Origin of the sequence: Kaistella antarctica, assembly GCF_900109615.1 — a bacterium.
GTDB classification, from domain to species: domain Bacteria; phylum Bacteroidota; class Bacteroidia; order Flavobacteriales; family Weeksellaceae; genus Kaistella; species Kaistella antarctica.
The window spans coordinates 192,357-218,269 of the sequence record NZ_FOIX01000001.1 but is presented as its reverse complement, the minus strand read 5'-3'; the positions used below and the strand labels follow the sequence as shown (position 1 = coordinate 218,269).

Annotated in this window: 31 protein-coding genes; 29 read left to right on the top strand and 2 right to left on the bottom strand. The window is 30.7% G+C overall.

Going from position 1 to position 25,913, the window contains the following annotated elements:
- Positions 1-148: 148 nt before the first annotated feature.
- The 26 genes from BMX49_RS01035 to menD all read left to right on the top strand — a co-directional run bounded on the left by BMX49_RS01035 (position 149) and on the right by menD (position 21,557).
- Positions 149-718, top strand: a complete 570-nt coding sequence (locus BMX49_RS01035; protein ID WP_034717825.1) for a hypothetical protein — start codon at positions 149-151, stop codon at positions 716-718.
- 177 nt (positions 719-895) lie between these two features.
- A complete protein-coding gene (gene bamE, locus BMX49_RS01030; protein ID WP_034717824.1) occupies positions 896-1,240 on the top strand; it encodes an outer membrane protein assembly factor BamE domain-containing protein in 345 nt (114 codons plus the stop codon).
- A 192-nt stretch (positions 1,241-1,432) separates the two neighbouring features.
- The gene (locus tag BMX49_RS01025) at positions 1,433-1,663 is read left to right on the top strand and encodes a hypothetical protein (protein WP_034717823.1); all 231 of its coding nucleotides are present in this window, start codon (positions 1,433-1,435) and stop codon (positions 1,661-1,663) included.
- A 757-nt stretch (positions 1,664-2,420) separates the two neighbouring features.
- Positions 2,421-2,900, top strand: coding sequence for a tetratricopeptide repeat protein (locus tag BMX49_RS01020; protein ID WP_034717822.1), 480 nt, complete (start codon positions 2,421-2,423; stop codon positions 2,898-2,900).
- Positions 2,901-3,123: 223 nt separating this feature from the next.
- Positions 3,124-3,471 (top strand): WGR domain-containing protein, encoded by a 348-nt coding sequence (locus tag BMX49_RS14495; RefSeq protein WP_083380559.1) that lies wholly within the window; start codon positions 3,124-3,126, stop codon positions 3,469-3,471.
- Positions 3,472-3,477: 6 nt separating this feature from the next.
- Positions 3,478-3,843 (top strand): DUF4240 domain-containing protein, encoded by a 366-nt coding sequence (locus tag BMX49_RS01010; RefSeq protein ID WP_083380558.1) that lies wholly within the window; start codon positions 3,478-3,480, stop codon positions 3,841-3,843.
- Positions 3,844-4,018: 175 nt separating this feature from the next.
- A complete protein-coding gene (locus tag BMX49_RS01000) occupies positions 4,019-4,738 on the top strand; it encodes a DUF4240 domain-containing protein (RefSeq protein WP_083380557.1) in 720 nt (239 codons plus the stop codon).
- 417 nt (positions 4,739-5,155) lie between these two features.
- Positions 5,156-5,527: a hypothetical protein gene (locus tag BMX49_RS14560; protein WP_126337168.1), complete on the top strand. Its 372-nt coding sequence runs from the start codon at positions 5,156-5,158 to the stop codon at positions 5,525-5,527.
- Between the two features lie 171 nt (positions 5,528-5,698).
- Entirely contained in the window at positions 5,699-6,532 is an 834-nt protein-coding gene (locus tag BMX49_RS00990; protein WP_051803626.1) for a carboxypeptidase-like regulatory domain-containing protein, read from the top strand.
- A 162-nt stretch (positions 6,533-6,694) separates the two neighbouring features.
- Entirely contained in the window at positions 6,695-7,003 is a 309-nt protein-coding gene (locus tag BMX49_RS00985) for a hypothetical protein (protein ID WP_034717817.1), read from the top strand.
- Complete coding sequence (locus BMX49_RS00980) at positions 7,003-7,260, top strand: hypothetical protein (protein ID WP_034717815.1); 258 nt, start codon at positions 7,003-7,005, stop codon at positions 7,258-7,260. The genes BMX49_RS00985 and BMX49_RS00980 overlap by 1 nt, the downstream gene beginning before the upstream one ends.
- Positions 7,261-7,449: 189 nt before the next feature.
- Positions 7,450-8,160, top strand: coding sequence for a DKNYY domain-containing protein (locus BMX49_RS00975; RefSeq protein ID WP_074726699.1), 711 nt, complete (start codon positions 7,450-7,452; stop codon positions 8,158-8,160).
- A 237-nt stretch (positions 8,161-8,397) separates the two neighbouring features.
- On the top strand, positions 8,398-8,859 hold the full coding sequence (locus tag BMX49_RS00970) for a hypothetical protein (RefSeq protein ID WP_034721635.1): 462 nt from the start codon (positions 8,398-8,400) through the stop codon (positions 8,857-8,859).
- A gap of 411 nt (positions 8,860-9,270) precedes the next feature.
- Entirely contained in the window at positions 9,271-10,233 is a 963-nt protein-coding gene (locus BMX49_RS00965; protein WP_034721633.1) for a hypothetical protein, read from the top strand.
- Positions 10,234-10,401: 168 nt separating this feature from the next.
- Positions 10,402-10,788, top strand: a complete 387-nt coding sequence (locus BMX49_RS14755) for a hypothetical protein (RefSeq protein ID WP_034721632.1) — start codon at positions 10,402-10,404, stop codon at positions 10,786-10,788.
- Between the two features lie 194 nt (positions 10,789-10,982).
- Entirely contained in the window at positions 10,983-11,852 is an 870-nt protein-coding gene (locus BMX49_RS00955) for a hypothetical protein (protein WP_034721630.1), read from the top strand.
- Between the two features lie 170 nt (positions 11,853-12,022).
- Positions 12,023-12,571, top strand: coding sequence for a hypothetical protein (locus BMX49_RS00950; RefSeq protein ID WP_126337167.1), 549 nt, complete (start codon positions 12,023-12,025; stop codon positions 12,569-12,571).
- 155 nt (positions 12,572-12,726) lie between these two features.
- Positions 12,727-13,344: a hypothetical protein gene (locus BMX49_RS00945; RefSeq protein WP_126337166.1), complete on the top strand. Its 618-nt coding sequence runs from the start codon at positions 12,727-12,729 to the stop codon at positions 13,342-13,344.
- Between the two features lie 214 nt (positions 13,345-13,558).
- Complete coding sequence (locus tag BMX49_RS00940) at positions 13,559-14,290, top strand: hypothetical protein (RefSeq protein WP_034721624.1); 732 nt, start codon at positions 13,559-13,561, stop codon at positions 14,288-14,290.
- A 401-nt stretch (positions 14,291-14,691) separates the two neighbouring features.
- The gene (locus BMX49_RS00935; RefSeq protein ID WP_074726698.1) at positions 14,692-15,477 is read left to right on the top strand and encodes a GLPGLI family protein; all 786 of its coding nucleotides are present in this window, start codon (positions 14,692-14,694) and stop codon (positions 15,475-15,477) included.
- Between the two features lie 185 nt (positions 15,478-15,662).
- Complete coding sequence (locus tag BMX49_RS00930) at positions 15,663-16,373, top strand: DKNYY domain-containing protein (RefSeq protein WP_074726697.1); 711 nt, start codon at positions 15,663-15,665, stop codon at positions 16,371-16,373.
- Positions 16,345-16,587: a hypothetical protein gene (locus BMX49_RS14555; protein ID WP_126337165.1), complete on the top strand. Its 243-nt coding sequence runs from the start codon at positions 16,345-16,347 to the stop codon at positions 16,585-16,587. Before BMX49_RS00930 ends, BMX49_RS14555 begins: the two co-directional genes overlap by 29 nt.
- Positions 16,562-17,641, top strand: a complete 1,080-nt coding sequence (locus BMX49_RS00925) for a hypothetical protein (RefSeq protein WP_034717811.1) — start codon at positions 16,562-16,564, stop codon at positions 17,639-17,641. The genes BMX49_RS14555 and BMX49_RS00925 overlap by 26 nt, the downstream gene beginning before the upstream one ends.
- A gap of 187 nt (positions 17,642-17,828) precedes the next feature.
- Positions 17,829-18,638 carry an SH3 domain-containing protein gene (locus BMX49_RS00920; RefSeq protein WP_034717810.1) on the top strand — a complete coding sequence of 270 codons (810 nt, stop codon included), beginning with the start codon at positions 17,829-17,831 and terminating at the stop codon, positions 18,636-18,638.
- Positions 18,639-19,049: 411 nt separating this feature from the next.
- Positions 19,050-19,241: a hypothetical protein gene (locus tag BMX49_RS00915; protein WP_034717807.1), complete on the top strand. Its 192-nt coding sequence runs from the start codon at positions 19,050-19,052 to the stop codon at positions 19,239-19,241.
- 648 nt (positions 19,242-19,889) lie between these two features.
- The gene (menD, locus tag BMX49_RS00910) at positions 19,890-21,557 is read left to right on the top strand and encodes a 2-succinyl-5-enolpyruvyl-6-hydroxy-3-cyclohexene-1-carboxylic-acid synthase (protein ID WP_034717806.1); all 1,668 of its coding nucleotides are present in this window, start codon (positions 19,890-19,892) and stop codon (positions 21,555-21,557) included.
- Between the two features lie 9 nt (positions 21,558-21,566).
- Here the strand turns inward: menD and BMX49_RS00905 are convergent, their stop codons facing one another.
- Positions 21,567-22,193 (bottom strand): aminotransferase class IV, encoded by a 627-nt coding sequence (locus BMX49_RS00905; protein ID WP_034717804.1) that lies wholly within the window; start codon positions 22,191-22,193, stop codon positions 21,567-21,569.
- Entirely contained in the window at positions 22,177-23,121 is a 945-nt protein-coding gene (locus tag BMX49_RS00900; protein ID WP_375600464.1) for an aminodeoxychorismate synthase component I, read from the bottom strand. The genes BMX49_RS00905 and BMX49_RS00900 overlap by 17 nt, the downstream gene beginning before the upstream one ends.
- 89 nt (positions 23,122-23,210) lie before the next feature.
- Here BMX49_RS00900 and BMX49_RS00895 point away from each other — a divergent pair, with 89 nt between their 5' ends.
- The 3 genes from BMX49_RS00895 (at position 23,211) to BMX49_RS00885 (ending at position 25,893) form a co-directional block, all read left to right on the top strand.
- On the top strand, positions 23,211-23,933 hold the full coding sequence (locus BMX49_RS00895; protein WP_034717801.1) for a hypothetical protein: 723 nt from the start codon (positions 23,211-23,213) through the stop codon (positions 23,931-23,933).
- Between the two features lie 68 nt (positions 23,934-24,001).
- On the top strand, positions 24,002-24,730 hold the full coding sequence (locus tag BMX49_RS00890) for a hypothetical protein (RefSeq protein WP_034717799.1): 729 nt from the start codon (positions 24,002-24,004) through the stop codon (positions 24,728-24,730).
- Between the two features lie 80 nt (positions 24,731-24,810).
- Entirely contained in the window at positions 24,811-25,893 is a 1,083-nt protein-coding gene (locus tag BMX49_RS00885; protein ID WP_034717798.1) for an AI-2E family transporter, read from the top strand.
- Positions 25,894-25,913: the final 20 nt, after the last annotated feature.

Genomic DNA, 25,913 nt, shown 5'->3' with positions numbered 1-25,913 from the left:
ACTTGCGTATTTTGTATAACTGTAAAGTTATATCATAGGTAATCATTTGACAGCGTGGATTTCACCCTAAATAATATTTTTTTTTAGTTTGTGAAAGTTGCGTATATTTGGGAGTTATGCGACATTTTATCCACCATCGCGCCTGAATATGAAAATCTTATTTTATTTAATATTGCTTCTTTCAATTTTTTCCTGTAACAGACAGACTAAAAATATTGAACAAAAAGGAATTGATGATACCTTCTTAAATATTGTTGATTCAACCTTAATTGACAGACGAACTTATATAGGTTTCGATTATTCAAAAAAACAAATAGACTCAATTAGAAAGGACACCATAAGCAGAATTGTTGCAATAAGAAATGAAATGACTGGAATTCATGAATATGATTTAAAAGAAATTCCTACAAAATTTAAAATTTCAGACGATTTAATATCAAGAATTAACGCTGAAAAATATAATTCGCAAAAATATAAATTCAAAGATTTATCGACATTGCCTTTTGAGGAATCGTTTGACAATTGGGCAAATAAATATAAAACTTTCTCTGGTGTTCTAGAATTTTCTCACATATATTTTGACGGAAATCTTAACAACGGAGTCTTAACAGTTACATATTCTTGTAACATCAGATGTTCTGTAACATATTTGGTCTACATCTTAAAAGATGAAAATAAATGGAAAATAAAAAAAGTACAAAAAATAGGAATTTCATAAAAAAAACGCCGCATAACAAAGTATTTATACAAGCGGGTATGAAGTTTTCATCGAAGATTTTAGCGATTAATTAAGTTTTTAGCAAGTATAAAGTTTTCGTATTTTTATCCCGCCTGCATAAATACCCAACCGTTGTAGTCAATTTTAATCAAAGTATCGTCTCAAAAATAACAGGTTTTGAAAACTTCATTCTTATATATCGTAATTCTATTTATCGCTTTAAGTTGCGGGAAAGTTAGTCATGAAAAATTCAATTCGGAAAATTGGAAAAACTCTGAATTAAATGCCGAAGAAAATTGGAGTTTAAGATGGGACATGATGAATGATCTAAGAAATCAATATGAAATTATTGGCATGAATAAAACTGAAGTCATAAAATTGCTCGGAAATCCAGAATCTAAAACTGATACTGAATACTCTTATTATCTTGGTTATTCAAAACGCGGAATTAATACTGGAAATTTAACTTTGACATTTGATAAAAACAATAAAGTAACCAAAATTTATGTTCATCACGGATAAATAAAAACTGCCTACAACACGGTATTTATACAAGCGGGTCTGAAGTTTTCATCGAAGATTTTAGCAATTAATTAAGTTTTTAGCATGTATAAAGTTTTCGTATTTTTATCCCGCCTGCATAAATACCCAACCGTTACCAGCAACGCCATTGAAAATTTCGCATCAAATTAAAGGGTCGGAAATTATCAAAATTTGAACTTTAAAGAAACTGAATTCAGACCAAACTTTCTTTGCGCACAAGGTCTAAATTCTGTTTCTATTATTGACTCTGAAAACTCCGCCAAATATTCCGAAAGCGTTGATTTAGACAAAATTATCAACGACGTTTACTTGGTAACGTTCCAAGCTACTTCTACTCTATTTTTGACAAGAAATTGCGCTGGAATTAAATATCAAACCAAACTTTGCGAACCAACTTTGTGAATAAAAACTGAACTAAAAAAACAGTTCTCGCAAAAAGACAAACCAAAAAACTGCAAAATCATGGCGCAAAACTGCTTGAATAAATAAAAAAAATTTGAGTTTTAACATCTAAATGATCAAATTCAAAAGAATTATTTGGAAGATGGAAACAGGCGCTTCTGGTAACATATCAAACCAAACTTTGCGAACCAACTTTGTGAATAAAAACTGAACTAAAAAAACAGTTCTCGCAAAAAGACAAACCAAAAAACTGCAAAATCATGGCGCAAAACTGCTTGAATAAATAAAAAAATTTTGAGTTTTAACATCTAAATGATCAAATTCAAAAGAATTATTTGGAAGATGGAAACAGGCGCTTCTGGTAACAAGGTATTTATACAAGCGGGTAGGAAATTTTCAGTCGAAGATTTTAGCGATTAATTAAATTTATAGCAAGTAGTTAATTTTCGTATTTTTATCCCGCCTGCACAAATACCCAACCGTTGCGCGCTATTTTATCCAAACTTAGTGGAAGATTATCAATGCGTTTTTTAAAGAAAATATCTGAGAATCGAAAAACAAAAAAACTGCAAATAAAAACATCGCGCAACAAGGTATTTATACAAGCGGGTAGGATGTTTTCAGTTGAAGATTTTCGCTATTTTTCAAATTTATAGCACGTATGTAATTTTCGTATTTTTATCCCGCCTGCACAAATACCCGGACGTTGTGCGTCACTCTAAAATAACATTTCTAAAAGAAAAACTGACACAAAAATATGGCTTCACATGTTCCTACAATTAAACAAATCGCTTGGATTTCTGTAGTTCCTCAACTTATATTGGTGGGAATTTTAGTGTATTTATATTTTCTATTTGGAAGTAAAGAACCTCTTATATTTGGAGCATTGACATATTTAATTTTATCATTTGGATTAAGAAATTTCGTTGCAAAAGATCATAGACAAGGAATGAAATTAGTTAATCAAAAAAAATATGAAGAAGCAATTTTTTTCTTTAGAAAAAGTGTTGAATATTTCACACGCAATTCGTGGATTGATAAATACAGATTTTTGACACTTTTAAGTTCTTCAAAACTAACCTATAAAGAAATGGGTCTTTGCAATATTGCTTTCTGTTATAGTCAAATAAACAATGGACAGAAAGCCAAAGAATATTACGAACTGACATTGAAAGAATTTCCCAAAAATGGTTTAGCAATTGCTGGATTGAACATGCTGAATTCAACTCGAAACTAAAATCTTAAATGAAAAGTAAAATCCGCAAAATAAGAGCGAACGCACAACATGGTATTTCTATCAGCGGGTCGGAAGTTCCTATCATCAAGATTTTTGCTAGTTGTTCAATTTGTTATATTTACAAAGATTTGTTATAAAAAGTCCCCGCCAACAGAAATACCTAACCGTTAGCGGTCAGGCTAAAAAAACAGAACCGACGATTATAAGAAATTTAAGTAAATAAATGAAACGGAATTTTATCAATCAAACTGGAGATTCAAATAAATTTTGGACAATTGAACAATTTGAAGAAAAATATTTTGTTCAATGGGGAAAGTTAGGGACAGAAGGAAGAAGTAATGAAAAAGAATTGGGCTCAAAAGATGAATGTTATAAAGAAATAGAAAAACTAATAAAAGAAAAAACTAGGAAAGGTTATTTAGAAATTAAAGACTTGAATATTGTACCACAGAAAACTATTTTAGAATATAAGCCAATGGACGAAAACATATTTTGGGAAATAATTTCAACATTTAATTGGAAAAAAACGGGTGATGATGATGCTGTTTTAAAACCTGCATTAAAAAGGTAAGTTTCTATGACCATTGAAGATATTCAAGAATTCGCTGAAATTATGGCAGAAAAATTATACAATTTAGACGGTTTAATTTATGCTTCTAATATTGGACCTGATTCATACAAAAATGAAAAAGAATTTTTTTCTACAGATTATTTTCTTTATGTAAGATGCTGCGTTATAGCAAATGGAAAGGATTACTATGAAAGTGTTTTAAATGACCCAACTCAAATGCCGGAAGAAATGGATTTTGAAGCAATACTATATTTACCCGAAGAAGCATATAATAAAAAACTTAAAACTGACGAAGAGTTTATTGAAACCCGACTTTCCTTTGAAACTTTTAGTAACAAAGAAAATTGGAAAAGAAAAAGCCCGAACCGCTAACAGCGGTTTTGCAATAGTGCGGGATTTTCGCATGTTTAAATATTTTAGGTATTTCGAAATTTAGTTTATAATAGAAAGAGTTGTCATATTAATCCGCACCATCGCAAAGCCGCAAAACGTTAGCGGTCAGGCTAAAAAAACAGAACCGACGATTATAAGAAATTTAAGTAAATAAATGAAACGGAATTTTATCAATCAAACTGGAGATTCAAATAAATTTTGGACAATTGAACAATTTGAAGAAAAATATTTTGTTCAATGGGGAAGGTTAGGGACAGAAGGAAGAAGTAATGAAAAAGAATTGGGCTCAAAAGATGAATGTTATAAAGAAATAGAAAAACTAATAAAAGAAAAAACTAGGAAAGGTTATTTAGAAATTAAAGACTTGAATATTGTACCACAGAAAACTATTTTAGAATATAAGCCAATGGACGAAAACATATTTTGGGAAATAATTTCAACATTTAATTGGAAAAAAACGGGTGATGATGATGCTGTTTTAAAACCTGCATTAAAAAGGTTAGTTTCTATGACCATTGAAGATATTCAAGAATTCGCTGAAATTATGGCAGAAAAATTATACAATTTAGACGGTTTAATTTATGCTTCTAATATTGGACCTGATTCATACAAAAATGAAAAAGAATTTTTTTCTACAGATTATTTTCTTTATGTAAGATGCTGCGTTATAGCAAATGGAAAGGATTACTATGAAAGTGTTTTAAATGACCCAACTCAAATGCCGGAAGAAATGGATTTTGAAGCAATACTATATTTACCCGAAGAAGCATATAATAAAAAACTTAAAACTGACGAAGAGTTTATTGAAACCCGACTTTCCTTTGAAACTTTTAGTAACAAAGAAAATTGGAAAAGAAAAAGCCCGAACCGCTAACAGCGGTTTTGCAATAGTGCGGGATTTTCGCATGTTTAAATATTTTAGGTATTTCGAAATTTAGTTTATAATAGAAAGAGTTGTCATATTAATCCGCACCATCGCAAAGCCGCAAAACGTTGTACACAATTTTAAACAAGATTTTCGCACAAAAATAAAACTTTGAGAAAAATTCTACCATATTTATATTTACTTGTGATAATCAGTTGTACTAGCACCAAAATAATTATTCCAAAAAATTCTGTGAACGATTACACTGGAGATTTGTATTTTTCTTCATACGATAGTAATAAATATCCGAGGGATACGATTAATAGAGGTCCAAACGATTCACTGTCTACGTTCACAAACAAATGGTATTCTCAACACTTAAATTCACTTAACGAACCAATAATTTTTGACAAAAAAGACAAAAATTTGCAAATTATCCGGTTCACTAATTTAGGAACATGGGATCATCCTTATACATACAGAGTTGAAAAATTCGCTGATAAAATAAATGTAACATATCGCCAAACAGATGGATTAGGAGGTTATCAAACAGGTAAATTAATTAAAAACTACACGAAAAAAGTCAACAATAAAAAATGGAATCATTTAATTTCTAAACTAGATGAAGTTGATTTTTGGAATATTCAAACGCAAGATCCTAACAGAATAAATGACGGCGCCGAGTGGATTCTGGAAGTTTTAATTGACGGAAAATATCATCTCGTTACAAGAAATAGTCCTGACGTTTACAATGGAAAAAAATACGCTGAACTATGTGAACTTATAACCAAAATGTAAAAAAAAACTGTGTACAACAAGGTATTTCTATTAGCGGGCCGGAAGTTCCTATCATGAAGATTTTCGCTAATTGTTCAATTTGTTATATTTACAAATACCATTTATAAAAAGTCCCGCCAACAGAAATACCCAACCGTTGTCTGCCATTTTAAAAAAATTGCGCCAAAAAATATGAATAAAATTAAATATTGCTTCTTGTTTTTAATGCTAAGTTCATTTTATTATTCTCAAAAAACTTCTGGAATAGTTTTAAATGAGAGTGGAAAACCTATTTATGGTGTTCGAGTTGGAATTGAAAATAATGATAATGGAGATTATTCCGACGAAAATGGAGAATTTTCTTTGGATTTTACAAATATTAATCAAAATGAAAATTTAAAAGTTTACGAAAGTGGATTTCACCTATATGAAAATAAAATTTCAAATTTTCTCAAATCTAATAAAACCATTATTTTAAAGGAAAAAATTATAGAAATCGAACCGGTTGTAATTAATCCAAAAAAATATAAACTTAAAAATTATGGAACTTCAAATAGTAAAAGAGTTTATTCAGGGTATGATTCCGAAAATAAAAATAAAATATTAAGAGAATACGCCATAAAAGTTGAGAATAAAAAACGCTTAAAAATAAAAAATATTAATGTTAATATTTTATCTTTCAAATTTGACGGCACTGCAACAATATTTTTTGACATTCAAAATTCTAAAAAAGGTTTCCCAGATGATTCGCAAAGTTTAACTAATGAAAAATTAGCGCTAACATTTACAGAAAAGGATATCGTTAACAACAAATTGACTTTAGATGTTTCCGACAAAAACATATGGACAAATCAAGATTTTTTTGTAACAGTTCGTGTAAATGAAGATTTTAAAGGGAAATTATATTTCGGTGGAAATATCTTTGCCTTCTCAAAAAACACATATTATCGGAACTATTTTGGAGTGTGGAATAAATATTCAGTTGGTGAACTATCAATCAATGTGGACGTACTTATTGAAAAATAAAAACGTCAGACAACAAGGTATTTATACAAGCGGGTCTGAAGTTTTCATCGAAGATTTTAGCGATTAATTAAGTTTTTAGCAAGTAGAAAGTTTTCGTATTTTTATCCCGCCTGCATAAATACGCAAAACGTTACCAGCAAGTTTATCCAAAACACCGCACCAATGAAAAAAATTTTAAATTTTATAGTTCTAAATTTTTGTCTCTTAACTTTCGCACAGAATCTAAATTTGAGAGGAACAATGGACGGAGATTTAAAACTTCCACAGAAACTGCAAAAAGATGATATTGCAATCGTTCGTGAATTTACTGGCGGTTGGGAAGCCTATGATTATTTACAGTATTATTTTATTAATAAAAATGGAAATATAAATTCTTATTTGGAAGAAAGACCAAAATCCTATCTTAAAAATAAAGAACTAAAAAGGACTTTTAAAACCTTTGTGTTAACTGAAGACAAAAAAACAAAATAATGAGCCTTATTAATTCGATGAAACTTTCTGAATTTTTAAAACTAAATCAAGAAGATTTTAAATTGAAAGTAGATGAAAATTTGGCACCACCTTGTATTACATCTGACCTTAGTACTATTAAACTGACCTTTATTCAAAACAACAAGCAGAATTCCTATATTTATTACGCACCTAAATATTATTACGAAAAATGTCCCCAGATCAGTATCAATAAAAAAATGCTGAAAATGTATATTAATATTAATGATATACTGTAATCAAAACCTGCTGGTAACAAGGTATTTCTATTAGCGGGTCGGAAGTTCCTATCATCAAGGTTTTCGCTAATTGTTCAATTTGTTATATTTACAAAGACTTGTTATAAAAAGTCCCCGCCAACATAAATACCCAACCGTTGTGTGCCATTTTAGACCGACTGTTGCCTAAAGAAAATGAGAATATAATTAATGATAAACCAAATCTCAATTAAAGTAGTTTTAGCGATTCTTGTTATATTATTATCGAGTTGCAATACCGATAAAAATACAGAGGTTGAGAAGTCATTAACACTTCAAGCAAAGGATAGTTGGAAGTACAAACATTTAAAGGGGAAATTTTACACAGACAAATACGGAAAGCTGTTTGAACAAAAAGTATATGCAATTGCAGGTAAAGGAGAAACTATTAATTCCCAAATATATTTTGACAGTTTGGTGTATATAAATTTGGATGATACGGTAATTGAAAAATCACTATCAGAAGCAATAGACATTAAAACTTATGCAGAATTCGACGAAGGAACGATGTACTCAAAAGATATAAACAATATTTATTATTCAAATGCAAGCTCAAGCGGTGCCTTTAGATTGCTTGTAAGTGGAGCAAACCCAAAGATATTTAAACCATTATCGGACTATTTATACGGAATTGACAGCAAAAATATTTTTTATCGAGGTAAAAAGATTGAAGGTTTAAATTTTGAAAAACACGAAATTCTTTATTCATTAGATACAACCGATTTTTTTATTGACTATATAAAAGATGATAAAGTTGTTTTTTATGATGGTGATACTGTGAAAGGAGCAGATGCAAAAACTTTTAAATTAGTAGCTGGACAAAAATGGAGAGCTGAAGATAAAAATTATAAATATGAATGCTGTGGACAAAGAGTTGAATAAAAACGGCACACAACATCGGTTTGGCAATATGGCGGGTTTAGTGCTAAATCGAAGAATTTACTTCCTTTGAAGTTCAGTAATAATAGAAATTTCCAGCTTCTTTATCCGCCACATCGCCAAGCCGAAAAACGTTATAGGTCATTTTAAAAGACGATACCGAAATTAATAACAAACAAAAAATTAGAAAGAGATTTGAACATCTTTATGTTTGGATATATCTCATATAAGAATTATAATATGTTGACAATCGAAAAAATAAAAACAGATTTTTCATACATACAGTCTTTGATTGGTAACTCGGAATCCTATCACGATTCACCTATTTTTAATGGATATGGAGATTTTTGTGATTTGTATTTTAAGGCAAAAGATAAGAAGATAAAACAAGAACAAATCGATACTTACAATAAGTTTAAAGAGACTTTTAGAGATTTCATTCCTGAAATTGAAAAGTATATTTTGAGTTCTTTGAAAAACTCGGAAATAAGTATAAAAGAAGAAATCAGAAAAAAAGAATTAATATTAGATGTTATTCAAGTCACTTTTGACAATTCCAAGTACGATTTAGTATTGGTCTGTGGTAAAACCTTAAAGAGATTCTTTTTTTTTACCAAAAATATTGATATAAGAGTTGAGTTTAAAAACGGTAGAATTAAAACAATTCAAAGAAAAAAAGATACAACAGAAGATAATGATTAACGTCAGAAAAACGCCCTATAACACGTTATTTCTATTAGCGGTGTAGAAGTTCCTATCATCAAGATTTTCGCTAATTGTTCAATTTGGATATTTACAAAGACTTGTTATAATAAGTCCCCGCCAACAGAAATACCCAACCGTTGCGCGCTATTTTATCCAAACTTCGTGGAAGATTATAAATGCGTCTTTTAAAGAAAATATCTGAAGATCGAAAGACAAAAAAGCTGCAAATAAAAATATCGCGCAACAAGGTATTTATACAAGCGGGAAGGAAGTTTTCAGTTGAAGATTTTCGCTATTTTTCAAATTTATAGCAAGTATATGATTTTCGTATTTTTATCCCGCCTGCAAAAATACCCGGACGTTAGCGGTAATTTTACAGAACCGACCTAAAATCATAAAATTCAAATAATGACAAAATTAATTTATATAAAATTTTTGATTATTCTATTTTTAGGAATATGTCAAAAATCCTTTTCACAAGAATTTTATCCGACTAATATTTCTTCAATTATTACAGATGAAAATCTTTTAGATAAGCAGTTGGCAAAATTAAATAAGTCTTATCTTTTTAAAAAAGGGTTTGAATTTGTAAATGACTCTATTTCTGTAAATAAAAATACATTAGAAAAGATCACATTATCTACAACAGAAAAAGATAACTTAATTCATTTAACAATTAATTATTTAACATTTCGTAACAGTTTATTAAACTTAAAAAAAAGACTTCAAGACCCAGAGTTAAACTTAACTAAAATTAATGAAAATCTTTATGAAATTAAATATGAAAAATATGAAACAAAAATTGAAATTATAAAGAATTTAGAAGTTAAAAGTAAACCTTTTTATCTCATAAAAACTACCATCATTTACGAAAAGCCAAGAGACAATAGATATATTTTTCCGTTAAAAACAATTTATCCTTTTCAAAATACAACTTGGTATTTTGACCTTGATTATAAAATATCAAAGTCTAATTCTGAGGAAAACATAATCAAAATAATTCTTAAAAAAGACAAATCAAACTATAAAATTATGTTTTTAGACGATATAAATTTCATTATTATTTTTAACAATGTAAAAAATATAAGCGAACAAATAAATGGCAAATATTACAATAACTCAAATATTGTATTTAGCATAGATTATGAAATAAGAAAAGGTCAAAACGGAATGCCAAACGTTCAAGAAATAAATGCAAACTATCTAAAAATTATTGAATTAAATAAATTAAAAAATACAAAAAAATACTTTGAATTTTTCTTTAATAGAACTTTTCAAATTGAAGATGATGGAAATAAAATTTCATTGGAAACTCAAGTTTATAATGATGAACATAACCCAATACAGTACCCAACAATTAAGGCCCAATAAAAACTACCGCTAACATCGGTTTGGCAATATGGCGGGTTTAGTGTTAAATCGAAGATTTTTGCTTACTTTGAATTTCAGTGATAATAGAACGTTTCGGCTACCTTATCCGCCACATCGCCAAGCCGAAAAACGTTGTGTGACATTTTAATAAAACCACTGCATAAAATTATGGACAAAATCCAAATATTAAATTTTCTGAATAAGTATAATTTTAAATATTCAGTAAATACTGAAATTATTATTGTTAATCTAGATTTTGCACAAAATGTTATTCTTGACTTTTCACAACCTGACAAAATTAAGATTAATGATAGATTAACAGGTTGGAATTTTTTAACGGGTTTAATTCCGATGAGTCTTAAACACGCAATAATTTATAATTTCGTTGTTGCCGTAATTATTGGAATTTTATTCATAAATATTAAAGTTGAAAATTCAGAATTTAACTTAATTCCGTTTTATTTAGTTTTAATCTTTTGGATTGTATTGTTTTCAGGGTATTATTTAGTCAAACTTGAAAATTTCAAATCGCAGATAATAAACCTACGATCTTAATAAAAACGCCACACAACAAGGTATTTCTATTAGCGGGTCGGAAGTTCCTATCATAAAGACTTTCGCTAATTGTTCAATTTGTTATATTTACAAAGACCATTTATAAAAAGTCCCCGCCAACAGAAATACCCAACCGTTGTGCGTCACTTTAACTGACATAGACCCATAAAATTAATTAACGATAAAAAATATAAATGACAAAAATACTTTCATCTCTATTACTAATTATTTTATTCACCAAATCCTATTCCCAAGATGTTGTTTCTTCAAATATAAAATCAATTGAAGTTTTGGAATTTGAACTCATCAAAAAAGGTTCAGAATTTGTAAAAGGTCAAAGACTTGGTATAACAGAATATGTTGATGATTATCTTGAAGAATATAACAAAACAGGAAAAGTGATTGCTACATATCGTCTATTTGTTGATACAGAACCTATTTTACGAGCAACATATGAATACAACAATCAAGACTTGCTGGTAAAAATGGCAAGTTATTCTGTAGGTACAAAGAAATTGTCATCTACAACTTTCTATATGTATGAAAATCAAAATAGAATTTCAGAAGAAAAATTCATCACTGAACCAAATACGGTCGGATTTGTAAATACCATCGAAACCTATAAATATAATACTTCTACTAAAGATTACGAATGTTCTCGTTATGTTCAGAATGAGGAAAATAAAGAATTTGAACTTAATAATATTCAATATTTCAAAGTAGATAACAAGGATAATGTTTTACAACAATTGTATTACGACCCAGCAAAAAAAGAAAATTACAGAGAAGAAAATTATAAATTCAACTCTAAAAATAAAATAGTAGAAAGCCAATTAAAAGATGATGTGGCTGAAAATATTAGTAATGAAACCTATTCCTATAATAAAAATGGAGATGTTGTAAAACAGAATACAGAAACAATATACAAAGACGGTAAAAAATATTCTTACGAATACACCTACGATTATTCTTATGATAAAGAGGGAAGTTGGGTAACGAAAAAAAGTATGAAAAATGAAAAAGAACCAGGAGTTTACTACGAAAGGAAAATTGTTTACAGATAAATTGAAACAAAAAAGCGAACGCACAACATCGGTTTGGCAATATGGCGGGTTTAGTGCTAAATCGAAGATTTTTGCATCCTTTGAAGTTCAATGATAATAGAAAGTTCGGCTTCCTAATCCGCCACATCGCCAAGCCAAAAAACGTTATCTGCCATTTTAAAAAAGCGTTTATGAATAGAAGTCTAGGTTTTTTATTATTATTTGTTTTGCTTTACAACTGTGAAAAAAGTAAAAAAAATATTTACGATTTAAAGCCAGATAAAGAATATTATTATCTGTTAAAAGAAAATGGAGATTCTATAAAAATTAAGACAGAGCCATATAGACTTAATTATTCTAAACCGAAGTTTTTAATTATTTCGCGTTTCAACGACAATATGAAGAAATTCGAAGTTGACTGTGTTCTTCTGAAAGTTAAAGATAAATACTACAATTATTTTAATCTAGACAAAAAAGATAGCATCGACGAAAACTCCTTTGTTTTTCTCAGTAAAGATCCGCAAATAATAGAAAACATAATTGACACTACCGGAATAAACTACTGGAAAAAAGGAACGGAGATTTATAAAATGGAGGGGAATGGAATTTATTCCAGACATTTATTTTTTACGAATCCAACGCGTTATGTTTTAGACTTCGGAAAATATTATTACGATAAAGATTATAAAATTTATAAGATAGAAGAAACGGTTCGAGGCAATAAAATAACATATAAATAAAAACGTCAGATAACAAAGTATTTATACAAGCGGGTCTGAAGTTTTCATCGAAGATTTTAGCGATTAATTAAGATTTTAGCAAGTACAAAGTTTTCGTATTTTTATCCCGCCTGCATAAATACTCAACCGTTAGCGGTAATTTTAACACAAAAAATATGAAAAAAATAATTTTTATACCCCTAATCATGTTCTGTGTTTTATCCTGCGCTCAAAATGAAAAATTGGGATATAAAAAACTTAACCTTGAAACTTTTAATTTCGACAAAAAAATGGATGACTACTTTTCTAAAGAAAAATTCCTGCAAAAAGACACTCTTGAACTTGATTATGATTCTACAAAAATTGTAAATACTTACATGACATTTGGTGACAGTTTAAGTTTTTACGGAGAAACATTTTTTAATGGAATTGTAATAATTCAGGATGAAAATAAACAACTAATGGCAATAAAAACTTCTTTTAGACATGACAACAATATAGTTCCTCTAACACAATTTATTGGGGAATTAACTACAAAATATGGGAATCCTGAAATTGTGAATCGTAAAAATATAGATTCTGATTATACGAGTTGCTATTGGCAATTATCAGATAGAATGATTATCGTCAATTCTGTTTTTAATTCTAAACTGTACTATTTAAAATTAACGAATGAATTAAAAGATAAAATATCTTTAAGGACTGAATTATTCATTGTTAAAAAAGATTTTCAAGAAAAATTAATAGGGAAAACTCATCGTGGTGAATGGATGAATTTAGATTTGCAAAATTAAAAAAAAACTGCTGCTAACATCGGTTTGGCAATATGGCGGGTTTAGTGCTAAATCGAACGTTGATGCTTCGTTCGAAGTTCAACGATAAGAGAAAGTTTCGGCTTTCTTATCCGCCACATCGCCAAGCCGAGAATCGTTGTGGGCAAGCATTTACAAAATGACATTATGAAATTAAAATACCAGGTTTATATAAATAATAAAAAAAAACTTGAAGATGATTTCCATAAAGAATAAATTTACTATAGTTTTTGCGCAAATTGCTTTTCTAATCAGTTGTGAAAATAAGCCAAACAAAAATAACGAAATTTCAAAAAAAGAAATTTTTTCAAATAGTGTTGAATATCTGGATATAAAGAATTTCGAAGAAATATCTCATTTAGACAGTTTAAATAAGGTATTTAATGTTCGTTTATATCAAGAATTTTATCCAGATAGCACCGTAAAAATGGCAATTGTTAGTGATGATTATGGAATTAAACAGTATATAAGTACTGATACATTGAGTAAAATTTCAATTTATAAAACGTTTTACAAAAACGGAAAAATAAAAGATAAATCCCTACATAATGATTTAGGATTTTCTATTGGAAACAACTATAATTTTAAAGAAGATGGACAAATAGATTCTTTAAACTCTGATAAAGAATATCCGTTTACATTTGAAATGCTAAAACAGAAATTAAAAAAAGAGAAAAATATAGATGCAAATAAATCTAAAATAATTGATGATTATTTTTGGAGAACTTATTCAATACGAATTGGAAAGCAAAATCAAATGGATGAGAATCAAAACTTTACTATTCCAAGTTGGGAAGTTATTTATGATAATCCCAAAGATAGTAAGAGTTTAATTTTTTTAATATATGATGCAAAAAACGGTAAACTATTAAAGCAAAGTGTTATGAAGAAAGAAGTTGAAATATGTGGAAACGATGAATATCAGTAAACAATATGCCTTCCCACAACAGCGGTTTTGCAATAGTGCGAGATTTTCGCCAAGTTTAAAGATTTTAGATTTCTCGAAGTTTAGTTTATATTAGAAAGATTTGGCATTTTAAGCCGCACCATCGCAAAGCCGCAAACGTTGCGCGCTATTTTGTCCAAACTTCGTGGAAGATTATCAATCCGTGTTTTAAAGAAAATGTCTGAGAATCGAAAAACAAAAAAACTGCAAATAAAAACATCGCGCAACATGGTATTTATACAAGCGGGTAGGAAGTTTTCAGTTGAAGATTTTCGCCATTTTTCAAATTTATTGCAAGTATATAATTTTCGTATTTTTATCCCGCCTGCACAAATACCCGGACGTTAGCAGAAATTTTAAAACATCCACAAATCAAAAATTACGTGAAGTATACAGTACTTTTACTTTTATTATCTACTTTTTGCTCTAGCCAAAAAATTAGTTTTATATATGACGTCAGTTATAAAGTTAGATCACAGGAATCTACAAAACCCATTTCTGAGAAAATGGTTTTGGACATCGAAAATAGTAATTCGATTTTTAGACAATCAATTGATAAAAAAACAGATTCTTTAGCACAAATAAATAAGAATGGTTTGTTAAATATGGGCGTTGAAAATCAATTCTATGTAAAAAAGAATGTTAGTGATAATTATGTTATAAAATTAATAACCTATTTGAAAAACGATTATACCCTTCCAATTACCGAAATTCTGAATTGGAAAATTTTATCTGACCAAAAATTGATTGGAAAATATAAATGCCAGAACGCAGAAGTAAATTACGGAGGTAGAAAGTGGACTGCATGGTTTTCGACAGAACTTAGATTTAGCGATGGCCCCTATATTTTTCATGGATTACCTGGTTTGATCATATCGATTGAAGATGAAAAGAAAGATTACTCTTTTAATTTAGAAGAAATTAAAAAGTTAGGAGAATTATTTGACGTTAGAAGTAAAACAAAAAATATTGATTGGGAACAGTATGAAAAATTAGCAAAATCTTATTATAATGACCCTATGGATCTAAATTCTTCATTGGGAAAGTATTTTTCATTAACAGATACAAATGGTGGAAAAATGGATTTAAATCAATTCATCAAAACAAGACAAATAGATATTAAAGCAAATGACAATCCTATAGAACTTAATCACAAAATTTCTTATTAATAAAACTTCTGCTAACAAAGTATTTCTATTAGCGGGTCGGAAGGCCCTATCATCAAGATTTTCCCTAATTGTTCTTTTTGTTATATTTACAAAGACTTGTTATAAAAGGCCCGCCTGCATAAATACCCAACCGTTGTGTGCCATTTTAGACCGACTGTTGCCTAAAGAAAATGAGAATATAATTAATGATAAACCAAATCTCAATTAAAGTAGTTTTAGCGATTCTTGTTATATTATTATCGAGTTGCAATACCGATAAAAATACAGAGGTTGAGAAGTCATTAACACTTCAAGCAAAGGATAGTTGGAAGTACAAACATTTAAAGGGGAAATTTTATACAGACAAATACGGAAAGCTTTTTGAACAAAAAGTATATGCAATTGCAGGTAAAGAAGAAACTATTAATTCCCAAATATATTTTGACAGTTTGGTGTATATAAATTTGGATGATACGGTAATTGAAAAATCACTATCAGAAGCAATAGACATTAAAACGTATGCAGAATTCGACGAAGGAACGATGTACTCAAAAGATATAAACAATATTTATTATTCAAATGCAAGCTCAAGCGGTGCCTTTAGATTGATTGTAAGTGGAGCAAACCCAAAGACGTTTAAACCATTATCGGACTATTTATACGGAATTGACAGCAAAAATATTTTTTATCGAGGTAAAAAGATTGAAGGTTTAAATTTTGAAAAACACGAAATTCTTTATTCATTAGACACAACCGATTTTTTTATTGACTATATAAAAGATGATAAAGTTGTTTTTTATGATGGTGATACTGTGAAAGGAGCAGATGCAAAAACTTTTAAATTAGTAGCTGGACAAAAATGGAGAGCTGAAGATAAAAATTATAAATATGAATGCTGTGGACAAAGAGTTGAATAAAAACGGCACACAACATCGGTTTGGCAATATCGCGGGTTTAGTGCTAAATCGAGGAATTTTACTTCCTTTGAAGTTCAGTAATAATAGAAATTTCCAGCTTCTTTATCCACCACATTGCCAAGCCGAGAACCGTTATTCGGCATTTTATAAGAACAGTATTGTCGGAACAAAACATATACAAATTCAAGATGAAAAAACATCAATTAAAATCTAAACTAAAGACCATTCTATTTTTACTACTTGCTTTTTTTACTTCTTGTAGCGACATCAAAAGTCAAACAGATGATGCAATTAATTTAAACAGAAAATCGCTCTATGAGGATTTAAAAAAACTGGAAGATGAAAAAATAATCACTCAAAATGAATTTAAACAAATCAACGACAGACTTAATTCAGATTTTGATTATTACTTAAAACATAAAGACATTGATTTGCCAAGATTAAAAAAGATGTTTTTGAAGACCATCGAAAGTTTAGAAAATATAAAAATTAATCAACCAATATTTTCAATTATTTTTTCGACTTATGAAAACATAGCAAGTGAAATCGAAATCCATAATATTCCACGAATGCAGGAAATTTATGGGATACAAACTAAACTAGAAAATGTAATGAAAATTTGGTTTGAAAATTATCAAACCGAAAGCGAAAAATTAACAGATTTAATCGCTCAAATTAATAAAGAAAAGGAATTGGATGCTTTCAAAGATATTTCTGCTTCAGAATATGATGGTATTATTGCTACGGTTACCAAAATACGAAATGACACTACGGTTTCTGACAATGAACTGAAGAAAATATTAATTGACGGAATGTTGAAATACTGCAATGGCAGTGTGAATAGTAATCTCTCTATCTTAGATTTTTACGCATCAGTAGACACCATCAAGAAACTTGGAATTAACGATAAACTTTCTGCCATTTTTAACCGAAGCAAGATAAAACCTGAAGAAATAGATTACTCGGAAATTAAAAAGCAAGTTACCGGACTATTCAAAATACTGTTAGAAGATAAATTGATAACCCAACCAGAATTTGAGAATTACACTCAAATAATCATTAAAGATGTTGAGTATTGCGAAAAAAACAAAGACACAGCACAAATAAAAGAGCAACTGGTATCAAGTCTAAACAAAATAAAAATTGAAGAACGCGACAAAAAAGAAAAAGAATTAATAACCTATTGGTATTTTATTCTTTCCAAAAAAACTAATGTGGATATAAAAAGTGAGTTAAATAAATGGCTGTACGATTATGAACTGAACTAAAAAACGAACGCACAACAAGGGTTTTGCGTCAGGCGGGCTGAAGTGCAAAATTCAACAGCAGTTTTCCAATTGAATTTTAGTAATAATATCGGGTTTTGTGCTTCGATTTCCCGCCCGAACGCCAAACCGCAAACCGTTGCGCGACATGCTAAAAAACCCTCGTGAATAATGAAATATTAACTAAATAATGAAAAAATTATTATTAATTTTAGTTCTTTCTTTTTTCTTTATTTCTTGTGAAAACAAAACGAAAAAGGTTTCAGAAAATATAATTACTGAAAGGCAAAAAAGAGAAGCAAAAAAGACTATTGATTCAAATGAAATTTCAGAAAACTGTATTATGTCATTTTGCAATTTTGCTAAAATTGTTGATAAAGATGGTTATGTAAATGTAAGAGAAAAAGGAAATGTTAGTAGTAATGTAATCGGGAAAATAAAATCTGGAGATGTAGTTTATATTTTTGAAGATTTGCAAACAGAATGGCTGAATGTGGATTTTAAAGACGAAAACAACAGAGAATTTAACGGATATATACATCGTTCTAGGATTAAATACATTAATACTTTAGAAAATATTCCTTCAGTAATTGATGACGAAAATGGTGTTAATTTTATTCTACGAGATATTGTTGTAGAAATAAAAACGGACAAATTTAATTACGAACAAAATAAAAAATATTTTTCAGAAATGCAGAGAGAAGACTTTGTTGTTCAAAAGTATAAAGGTGAAAAAATGTGGGGAACTGATGGTACAGTCCCTAAAACCTATTATAAATCAATTACAATAACAATTGGAAAAACAACAACAAAAATTCTCGAAAAAGAAATAGATGACCTTTTTAATCCTAACAATAATTATGCAGAATGTTATTTTGACAAAATTGATAATTCTTTGTATTTACATTTATCAAATTCAGATGGTGCAGGATCATATGTTGCATTGCTTGAAATAAAAAATGGAGAATATTTAGGTCGTCAAGTTGAGATTCCGTTCTAATAAATATAAACAAGCACATCGCACAACATCGGTTTGGCAATATGGCGGGGTTTCGTCTTCGAAAGAAAATTTATGCAATTTTGGAGATTATTTTTTCGTTTGAAGATTATCGCAAAAAAGCCCGCCCATCGTCAATACCCAACCGTTAGCATTCATTGTAAAAATATCCAAAAATGAACATTATGACTTAATTCAAATAGGTTACGATGGAAAATAAAAAAATAAACCTATAAATTGGAAATTACATATTGCTTAAAACTTCATAAAGACAGCTTTTCTGATTAGCAATAGAAATTAAAACTTGTGTAAAAAAGCAAAGTTTTAATGATACGAATAACAAAATTTCTAAAAATATCTCCACAAAAATCTTCCGGAATTTAAAAATTAAAAAATATAAGAAAATTACAAAATATGAAAAATAAAACTTTATTTTTAGTTGTAGGAATTATAACATTTATAGTATTCATCGGATATCTTTCAGAACCTGGACCTCATTCTATGTTTGGATATTCAATAAACATTTGGATTATTAGAATTGCTTGGTTAATAATATCACTTTCAAATTTTGCTAATTATTTGAAACTAAAGAAAAATGAAAAGTAATCAATACGGAATTCGAGAAAGTAATCCTTCAATCAAAATCAAAACAATGAAATGCCTACAGCGATTTTGCAATAGTGTGGAGTTTTCGCCAAGTTGAATGATTTTATGTTTTGTAAAATTTAGTTTATAATAGAAAGTTTTTGCAATTTAAGCCGCCACATCGCAAATCTGCAAAACGTTCTTCATTTAATAAAAACATTCCAGGCATGAACATTTTTCATGAAAAGCAATTTAATTTTAGTCATTCATGCTGTTACTTTCTGAATAAGAACTTCTTTTCGTAAATATTTTATTTTTTCAAGACTTTAGAAATAGGCTCTTCCAGCACAACTAATCAGCTGATATTTGCAACGAATAAAACTCCATCCTTATATTGTAAACCCTCACTATCGCATTGAAGGATTTAGGAATTGGTTTAAATCTTAAAAAGAAGAAAGGTCTCAAACGTAGCCCAGATGGCAGTGGAAATCCCGGAATGAGGCGCACGCCGCCTCGGGCGGTGAGCGCCGAGCGAGGAATTGTAGCGGACAGCGGGACAGGTGTTGAAAGAAGCTAAAATCTGGTTGCTCCTGAAATCAGAAATCATTTTTAGAGGTTTCCTTTTTTAAATTTTTATTATCTGTAAATTTGCAGCAATCAATTTTCAAAATGAAACAATTCTCTTCTAAACGAAGCATTCAAATACTCGCACATTTATTGAAAGAATATGGAATCTACGATATCGTAATTTCCCCAGGCTCGCGAAATGCACCCTTGGCAATTCACTTTTCAGAAACCGACGATTTTAATTGTTACAGCATTGTGGATGAAAGAAGTGCTGCTTTTGTGGGAATGGGCATGGCGAAGAGCATTAAAAAACCGGTGGCTTTAACTTGTACAAGTGGTTCTGCCTCGGCGAATTACTACCCTGCAATCACGGAAGCTTTTTATCAAAATACGCCTTTGCTGATTTTTACTGCCGATCGGCCAACTGATTTTGTAGATATTTTTGATGGTCAAACGATTCGTCAGAAAGATCTTTATCAGCAACATTCCTACGGAGATTTCCAGGTGTTGGAGGATTCAGTGGAAAATGCCGACGATGAAAATTTTGACATTATTAAAAAAGCCATTGAAGTTTGTTTTGAAAAGCAAGGACCGGTTCACATCAATATTCCCTTGGAAGAACCGCTTTACAAGATGGTTTCGGAACTTCCAAACTTTCCGTCAGTAGAGAAAACGATTCGGGAAATTTCCTATGATTTGCCACCAAGTTTGGTTGCAGATTGGAACACGTCAAAACGAATTTTGATTTTAATTGGAACCCGTGATTACAGTGAAGAACTGGAAATGCAACTTTCTCAATTGGTTAAAAATCACAGTGTCGTTGTTTTAAAGGAAGCCAATTCTAACCTCAGACACGAAAAGTTTTTTGGACATATCGACCGTTATATTTTTAATTTCAGCGACGAGGATTATAAAACCTACGCTCCAGATTTACTAATTACGGTAGGGCAAAATGTAGTTTCTAAAAAAGTAAAACAATTTCTAAGAAAGGCCGCGCCTAAAAATCACTGGCATATCGATGAGGTTTGGCATCCTGATACCTTCTTTTCTCTAACGCAAAAGGTAAAAGCCACGCCTGAAAAATTCTTTGCGAAATTATTGAATTTCATTTCATTGGAGCCAAGTCCTTATTTTAATCTCTGGGATGTGTTGCGAGATAAAAGAGATTTGAAACACACTGAATACTGCGTGCAGACTCGGTTTTCCGATTTTAAACTGTTTGAATTGCTGGCTGATAAATTACCCGATAATATTAATTTACATATCAGCAATTCCTCCGCGATTCGGTATGCGCAGCTCTTTGATTTCCAGAAAAATAACGTGTATTGCAACCGCGGAACAAGTGGTATCGATGGATCCACTTCAACCGCTATGGGCTTTGCCATGAAAGATGAAAATCAAACGGTCTTGGTAACGGGTGATATGAGTTTCTTTTATGATATCAATGGTTTGTGGAATAATTATATTCCGCCTTACACTAGGATCATTGTCTTTAATAATGGCGGCGGCGATATTTTTAAAATTATTCCGGGACCGAGTTCCACCAATGCTATGGATGAGTTTATCTTAACCAAGCATCACAAAAATGCGGAACATTTAGCGAAGCATTTCGGCTTTGCCTACACCAAAGTTGATGATGAGGATACGCTTTTCCGGATTTTAGATAATTTCTTTAAGCCTGATGAAAAAGCAAAAATATTGGAGGTCGATACGACAGCGATCGAAAATGCTGAAGTTTTAAAAGGATATTTTGAGTTTTTGAAATCTTAGGGTCACGACTTACATTTGTAATGGTTCAGATTTTTTAGGCAGATTTTTAATCCTGTCAATTGGATAACTATAGGAATCATCGAATTCATTCATCGCATTGATGAGTTGAAAATGAGTGTACTCCCTTAAGTTTTGTAAAGTAATTTCGGTTTCCTTAATTTTCTTTGATTGAAGTAAATGCTGTCTTTGAACGCCATTGAGTAAATACGTTTTTGGCGTAAACCAATCTTTCCCTTTTTTGAATAGAACATTAGAGTAAGAAGAGTCGGTGATGTGGTTGTTTTTTACGATGATGATCTCAGCGGCTTTTGAAAGAATTTTCATTTTCTCCAGTTCTTTTCGATCTTCAAACTTGAAGGAATAATCATAAATATTATTCTCGACCAATTGAAAATCTGCAATCTCGGAAATGGCATACGGAATCATTTGCGTTCGGTATTTTCCCGTCAGATCGTAGGTGATTTTCAGCTTGTACAGACCATCTTCATCATGTTCCAAACTTTTAAAAATCTCGTCTAAGTTGAGGGGTGTTTCTTTACCAAAATAAGAAAACGTTTCATTGACGCGTTTCTGATGTTGATCCAGCAGAAATACTTGCTTGTCTTCTACCTTAATGCTTTCAATGAATTGGGACATAAATTTTGTTTTTCATTTCTTGATACTCGTCGGCAAAATTACTCAAATGCGTGATTCCACCACCACTTTTGAAATAAAGTTTTTCATTTTCTTTTTCGATGAACCGAATCATCACGCACGAATCTAAATTCTTTCCATCGAACCAACCGCAAACTCCCGTGTAAAAGCCTCTGTCATAATTTTCTGCTTTCAAAATGATTTCTAAAGTTTTTGATTTGGGTGCCCCGAGAATGGAACCTGCTGGAAGTAATTGCCGCATAATGCTTCCGATTTTGCGTTGAAATTCAGGTTTTAATTTCCCTGAAATTTCAGAGCTCATGGCGTAAAGATTTTTCTTATTGGTTTTGAGGAAATCGATCCGTTGAAATTCATTTACTTTCACATCGTCAGCAACCATGCTTAAATCATTTCGAAGCAAATCAACGACGGTATAATGTTCGGCCTTTTCTTTCACATCATTCTTTAAAATTTCAATCGCATTTTCCTTGGCCGCATCGATGGTTCCTTTCATGGGATGCGTGAAGATTTCGTTATTAATGATTTCGACAAAAGTTTCTGGAGAAAAGAATACAAACTGATCTTGATAAAGAACTTTATATTTGGCTTTTGATAAATGGTAAATTTCTTCTAAACTGAGATTAATTTCAATTTCAGTTTTGCGCGTATAATTGGTGAGATAGGAATTTCCTAATTGTAAGTGATGCTGAACTTCATCATATCCTTTTCTATAACTTTCTTTACTTTCTAGATAAGCTCGTAACTGAACATTTTTCGGTTCAGCTCGTCGTTCAATTGTGTTCGTATAGTTTTGAAAATGAATGGATAAGCCATTTTCCTTCAAATTGTCTTCTGTATAAACTTCTACTTTTTCTACTAAAAAATCAACCATAAAAAAGAAGGGAACTTTCTTTTCAGAGAGTTCATCCATTTTATTAAAGTTCGGATGATTGGTATTTAGCATTGGGCAAAAATACTCTTTTTAGGAGTTAATCTTTAGGTTTTACCTATTTTTGCAGCATGGAAAAAAATTACCCTCAAAAGGTTGGCATGCAGGAGATTTTAAAAACTGCATTTTCTTATTGGAATAGAACTTTATTTTATCAGGTCGCTTTCAGTTTATTATATTTTTCACTGTTTTTTCTTGGATATTTCTATCTCTTCAAATATTTTGGCTTGTGGGATGAAATGAGTCAGCACAGCGAGCTGCTCAAAACTGACTTCCCAGCATTTAATAAAAAGATGGAAGAGGTTGCTCTATTGCCGCAGACCCAAAGTTTTCTGCTTGGCATTTTCTTTTTGTTTGCCTTCTTAAATCCGTTGAATGTTGGCTTTTATAAAATTTATAGAAAGTTAGATCTCAACGAGAAAGTAACCATGAATGATTTATTCGCAGGTTATCTTGGGTTTGATTTCTTCAAGTTTTTCGGCTTCTACCTTTTTTGGATGATTATATTTTCTTACGCCAACTCCTTGTTATTACTCGGCGTAGTCTGGATCATTCTTACCTTGTTTTCCGTCCCACTGATGTTCTTTATGAATGTCAACACCATTGAAGGAATAAAGCTAACCGTGAAAGGTCTGAAGCAGGACTTTTCAACGATTGTTCTTTCAGTTCTCGTAGCAACGCTTTTCAGTTTATCTGGGCTTTTACTTTTTGGGGTTGGATTTCTATTTACTTTTCCTTTTTGGCATGCGATGATTTATACATTATATCAGCATAATTTTAAAGAAAATGATTAAAAATTCAACTTATAATTTTGAATATCTTAATTTTTAATGATAAATTTGAAAACATTAAAAATTAAACTATGGATACTTTTGAAGAATTTGATCAACCACTCGGACCAGAAAAGTCTGCGGGAGCAATTATCGCTCACGCTTTTGAAATTTACAAGGGAGTTTTCCTGTATGGGATTGCAGCAGTATTAATTACGTCTTTAGTATCGCTCGTAGTGCAACCGATTTCAGGTTTCAATTCGGCAGATCTGATGGAAGAGATGAAAGATGGTGGCAACACTTTCCCAGGCTTATGGCAAGTTCCTGGATTTATTTTCTATGCCGGACTTTCAGGATTAGTAAGTTTATTATTGACACCGATTTATGTTGGGATTATCTACATCGCCAACAAATATAATCTCCAGGAGAAAATAAGTTTTTCAGACCTCTTTATTGGATTTAAACAAAATTTTGTAAATATTATCATTTACGCTTTAATATCAAGTGTTATTATTACGATCTCGGCAGCCTTGTGCGTATTGCCAGTGTTTTTTGTGATTCCTCTGTTATTGCTGGGTTATCCAATTTTACTATTTGAGAACGCAAGTTTTTCGGAGGCTTTAAGCAAGTCATTTTCTATTGCTAAAGATAATTATGGAACCTTTTTAGGGACCGCATTACTTGGATTCTTAATTAGTATTGCAGGTGTGTTTTTATGCGGAATCGGAATTATATTTACTTTCTGCTTTTACTTTGTCGTTATGTATTCTGCTTATTGCGCCTACTGTGGAAGACCGCGCGCAATCATTCCTAAAAATTAAATTAAACGCTGATATTTTCAAGAATATCTGTACATTTGAAAGCAATGGTTTTATACTGTTGCTTTTTTTAATAATGAGTTATGCCAAATAAAAAACATCAAGTCAGTGAAGTGAAAATCAAGCAGGTATTTTTGCTGCTCCTGATTATTATCCTTGCCTCTTTGGTAGGATATCATTTGTCACTTTTTGTGCCGGCGCTTCTGGGTGCCATTACGCTCTACGTGATTACCAGAAAATACAATCTTTATTTACAGGAACAAAAGCATTGGAAACCTTGGGTTGCTTCCTTGGTCATTATTTTCGGGACTTTGATTGTGTTGATTTTACCGATTTATTTTATCGTTGATTTACTTATTGAGAAATTGGGTAACGCCTCTGCGTATATGCAGAAGTTTAATGTGTTCATCGACAAGATTCACGATTATATTTATACTAAAACCAATATTGATATTTTAAGCAAAGATAATTTGACCAAGCTGAAAGATAATGTCGGTAAGTTTTCTACTTCTGCGCTCAGCGGGACGTTCAATACTCTAACGGTCGTGGCTTCAATGTATTTCATCTTGTATTTCATGCTGGAAAAGCCGAGATTTTTTGAGCGATTGATGCAAAGTTCGGCACCTTTGAAAAAAGCAAATGTCAATTTACTAGGTGAAAAAATTCGCAAGATGGTTATGGCAAACGCAATCGGAATTCCAGTTGTTGCGATTGGTCAAGGTGTAATTGCCTTGATTGGATATTTAATATTTGGGGCGCCAAGTGCAATCTTATTATTTGCTTTAACCTGCGTGGGATCGATGCTTCCTATTGTGGGCGCGGCAATCATTTACATTCCTGTTTGTATTTTTATGATCGCAGAAGGAAATGTGGGACCAGGTTTAGGGTTGGCAACTTATTGTGTCGTGGTCGTTGGATTAACTGATAATCTGCTGCGTTTTACTTTATTGAAGAAACTGGAGAACATCCATCCGCTTAACACCGTTTTCGGAATTATTATGGGGATTAATCTTTTTGGCTTTATGGGTTTAATTTTTGGGCCGATTTTAATTTCAATTACAATTATGCTAATCCAGGTTTATCGGGATGAATTTTTTGAGGACGACCGCGAGATCATCATGCCTGAACCCAAAGAGATTGAACAAAAAATTGATTTAAGTATCTAAAGATTTCCATAAAATATAAC

Bases quoted from the DNA above. Each gene is read 5' to 3' on its own strand.
- BMX49_RS00975 (WP_074726699.1), top strand. From the start codon at position 7,450: ATGATAAACCAAATCTCAATTAAAGTAGTTTTAGCGATTCTTGTTATA.
- BMX49_RS00965 (WP_034721633.1), top strand. From the start codon at position 9,271: ATGACAAAATTAATTTATATAAAATTTTTGATTATTCTATTTTTAGGA.
- BMX49_RS00890 (WP_034717799.1), top strand. From the start codon at position 24,002: ATGGATACTTTTGAAGAATTTGATCAACCACTCGGACCAGAAAAGTCT.
- BMX49_RS00895 (WP_034717801.1), top strand. From the start codon at position 23,211: ATGGAAAAAAATTACCCTCAAAAGGTTGGCATGCAGGAGATTTTAAAA.
- BMX49_RS00885 (WP_034717798.1), top strand. From the start codon at position 24,811: ATGCCAAATAAAAAACATCAAGTCAGTGAAGTGAAAATCAAGCAGGTA.
- BMX49_RS00905 (WP_034717804.1), bottom strand. From the start codon at position 22,193: ATGTCCCAATTCATTGAAAGCATTAAGGTAGAAGACAAGCAAGTATTT.
- BMX49_RS00940 (WP_034721624.1), top strand. From the start codon at position 13,559: ATGATTTCCATAAAGAATAAATTTACTATAGTTTTTGCGCAAATTGCT.
- BMX49_RS01020 (WP_034717822.1), top strand. From the start codon at position 2,421: ATGGCTTCACATGTTCCTACAATTAAACAAATCGCTTGGATTTCTGTA.
- BMX49_RS00950 (WP_126337167.1), top strand. From the start codon at position 12,023: ATGAATAGAAGTCTAGGTTTTTTATTATTATTTGTTTTGCTTTACAAC.
- BMX49_RS14495 (WP_083380559.1), top strand. From the start codon at position 3,124: ATGAAACGGAATTTTATCAATCAAACTGGAGATTCAAATAAATTTTGG.
- BMX49_RS14755 (WP_034721632.1), top strand. From the start codon at position 10,402: ATGGACAAAATCCAAATATTAAATTTTCTGAATAAGTATAATTTTAAA.
- BMX49_RS00985 (WP_034717817.1), top strand. From the start codon at position 6,695: ATGAAAAAAATTTTAAATTTTATAGTTCTAAATTTTTGTCTCTTAACT.
- BMX49_RS00970 (WP_034721635.1), top strand. From the start codon at position 8,398: ATGTTGACAATCGAAAAAATAAAAACAGATTTTTCATACATACAGTCT.
- BMX49_RS14555 (WP_126337165.1), top strand. From the start codon at position 16,345: ATGAATGCTGTGGACAAAGAGTTGAATAAAAACGGCACACAACATCGG.
- BMX49_RS00955 (WP_034721630.1), top strand. From the start codon at position 10,983: ATGACAAAAATACTTTCATCTCTATTACTAATTATTTTATTCACCAAA.
- BMX49_RS00945 (WP_126337166.1), top strand. From the start codon at position 12,727: ATGAAAAAAATAATTTTTATACCCCTAATCATGTTCTGTGTTTTATCC.
- BMX49_RS01010 (WP_083380558.1), top strand. From the start codon at position 3,478: ATGACCATTGAAGATATTCAAGAATTCGCTGAAATTATGGCAGAAAAA.
- menD (WP_034717806.1), top strand. From the start codon at position 19,890: ATGAAACAATTCTCTTCTAAACGAAGCATTCAAATACTCGCACATTTA.
- BMX49_RS00980 (WP_034717815.1), top strand. From the start codon at position 7,003: ATGAGCCTTATTAATTCGATGAAACTTTCTGAATTTTTAAAACTAAAT.
- BMX49_RS01035 (WP_034717825.1), top strand. From the start codon at position 149: ATGAAAATCTTATTTTATTTAATATTGCTTCTTTCAATTTTTTCCTGT.
- BMX49_RS00930 (WP_074726697.1), top strand. From the start codon at position 15,663: ATGATAAACCAAATCTCAATTAAAGTAGTTTTAGCGATTCTTGTTATA.
- BMX49_RS01000 (WP_083380557.1), top strand. From the start codon at position 4,019: ATGAAACGGAATTTTATCAATCAAACTGGAGATTCAAATAAATTTTGG.
- BMX49_RS00990 (WP_051803626.1), top strand. From the start codon at position 5,699: ATGAATAAAATTAAATATTGCTTCTTGTTTTTAATGCTAAGTTCATTT.
- BMX49_RS00925 (WP_034717811.1), top strand. From the start codon at position 16,562: ATGAAAAAACATCAATTAAAATCTAAACTAAAGACCATTCTATTTTTA.
- BMX49_RS00900 (WP_375600464.1), bottom strand. From the start codon at position 23,121: ATGGATGAACTCTCTGAAAAGAAAGTTCCCTTCTTTTTTATGGTTGAT.
- BMX49_RS00915 (WP_034717807.1), top strand. From the start codon at position 19,050: ATGAAAAATAAAACTTTATTTTTAGTTGTAGGAATTATAACATTTATA.
- BMX49_RS00920 (WP_034717810.1), top strand. From the start codon at position 17,829: ATGAAAAAATTATTATTAATTTTAGTTCTTTCTTTTTTCTTTATTTCT.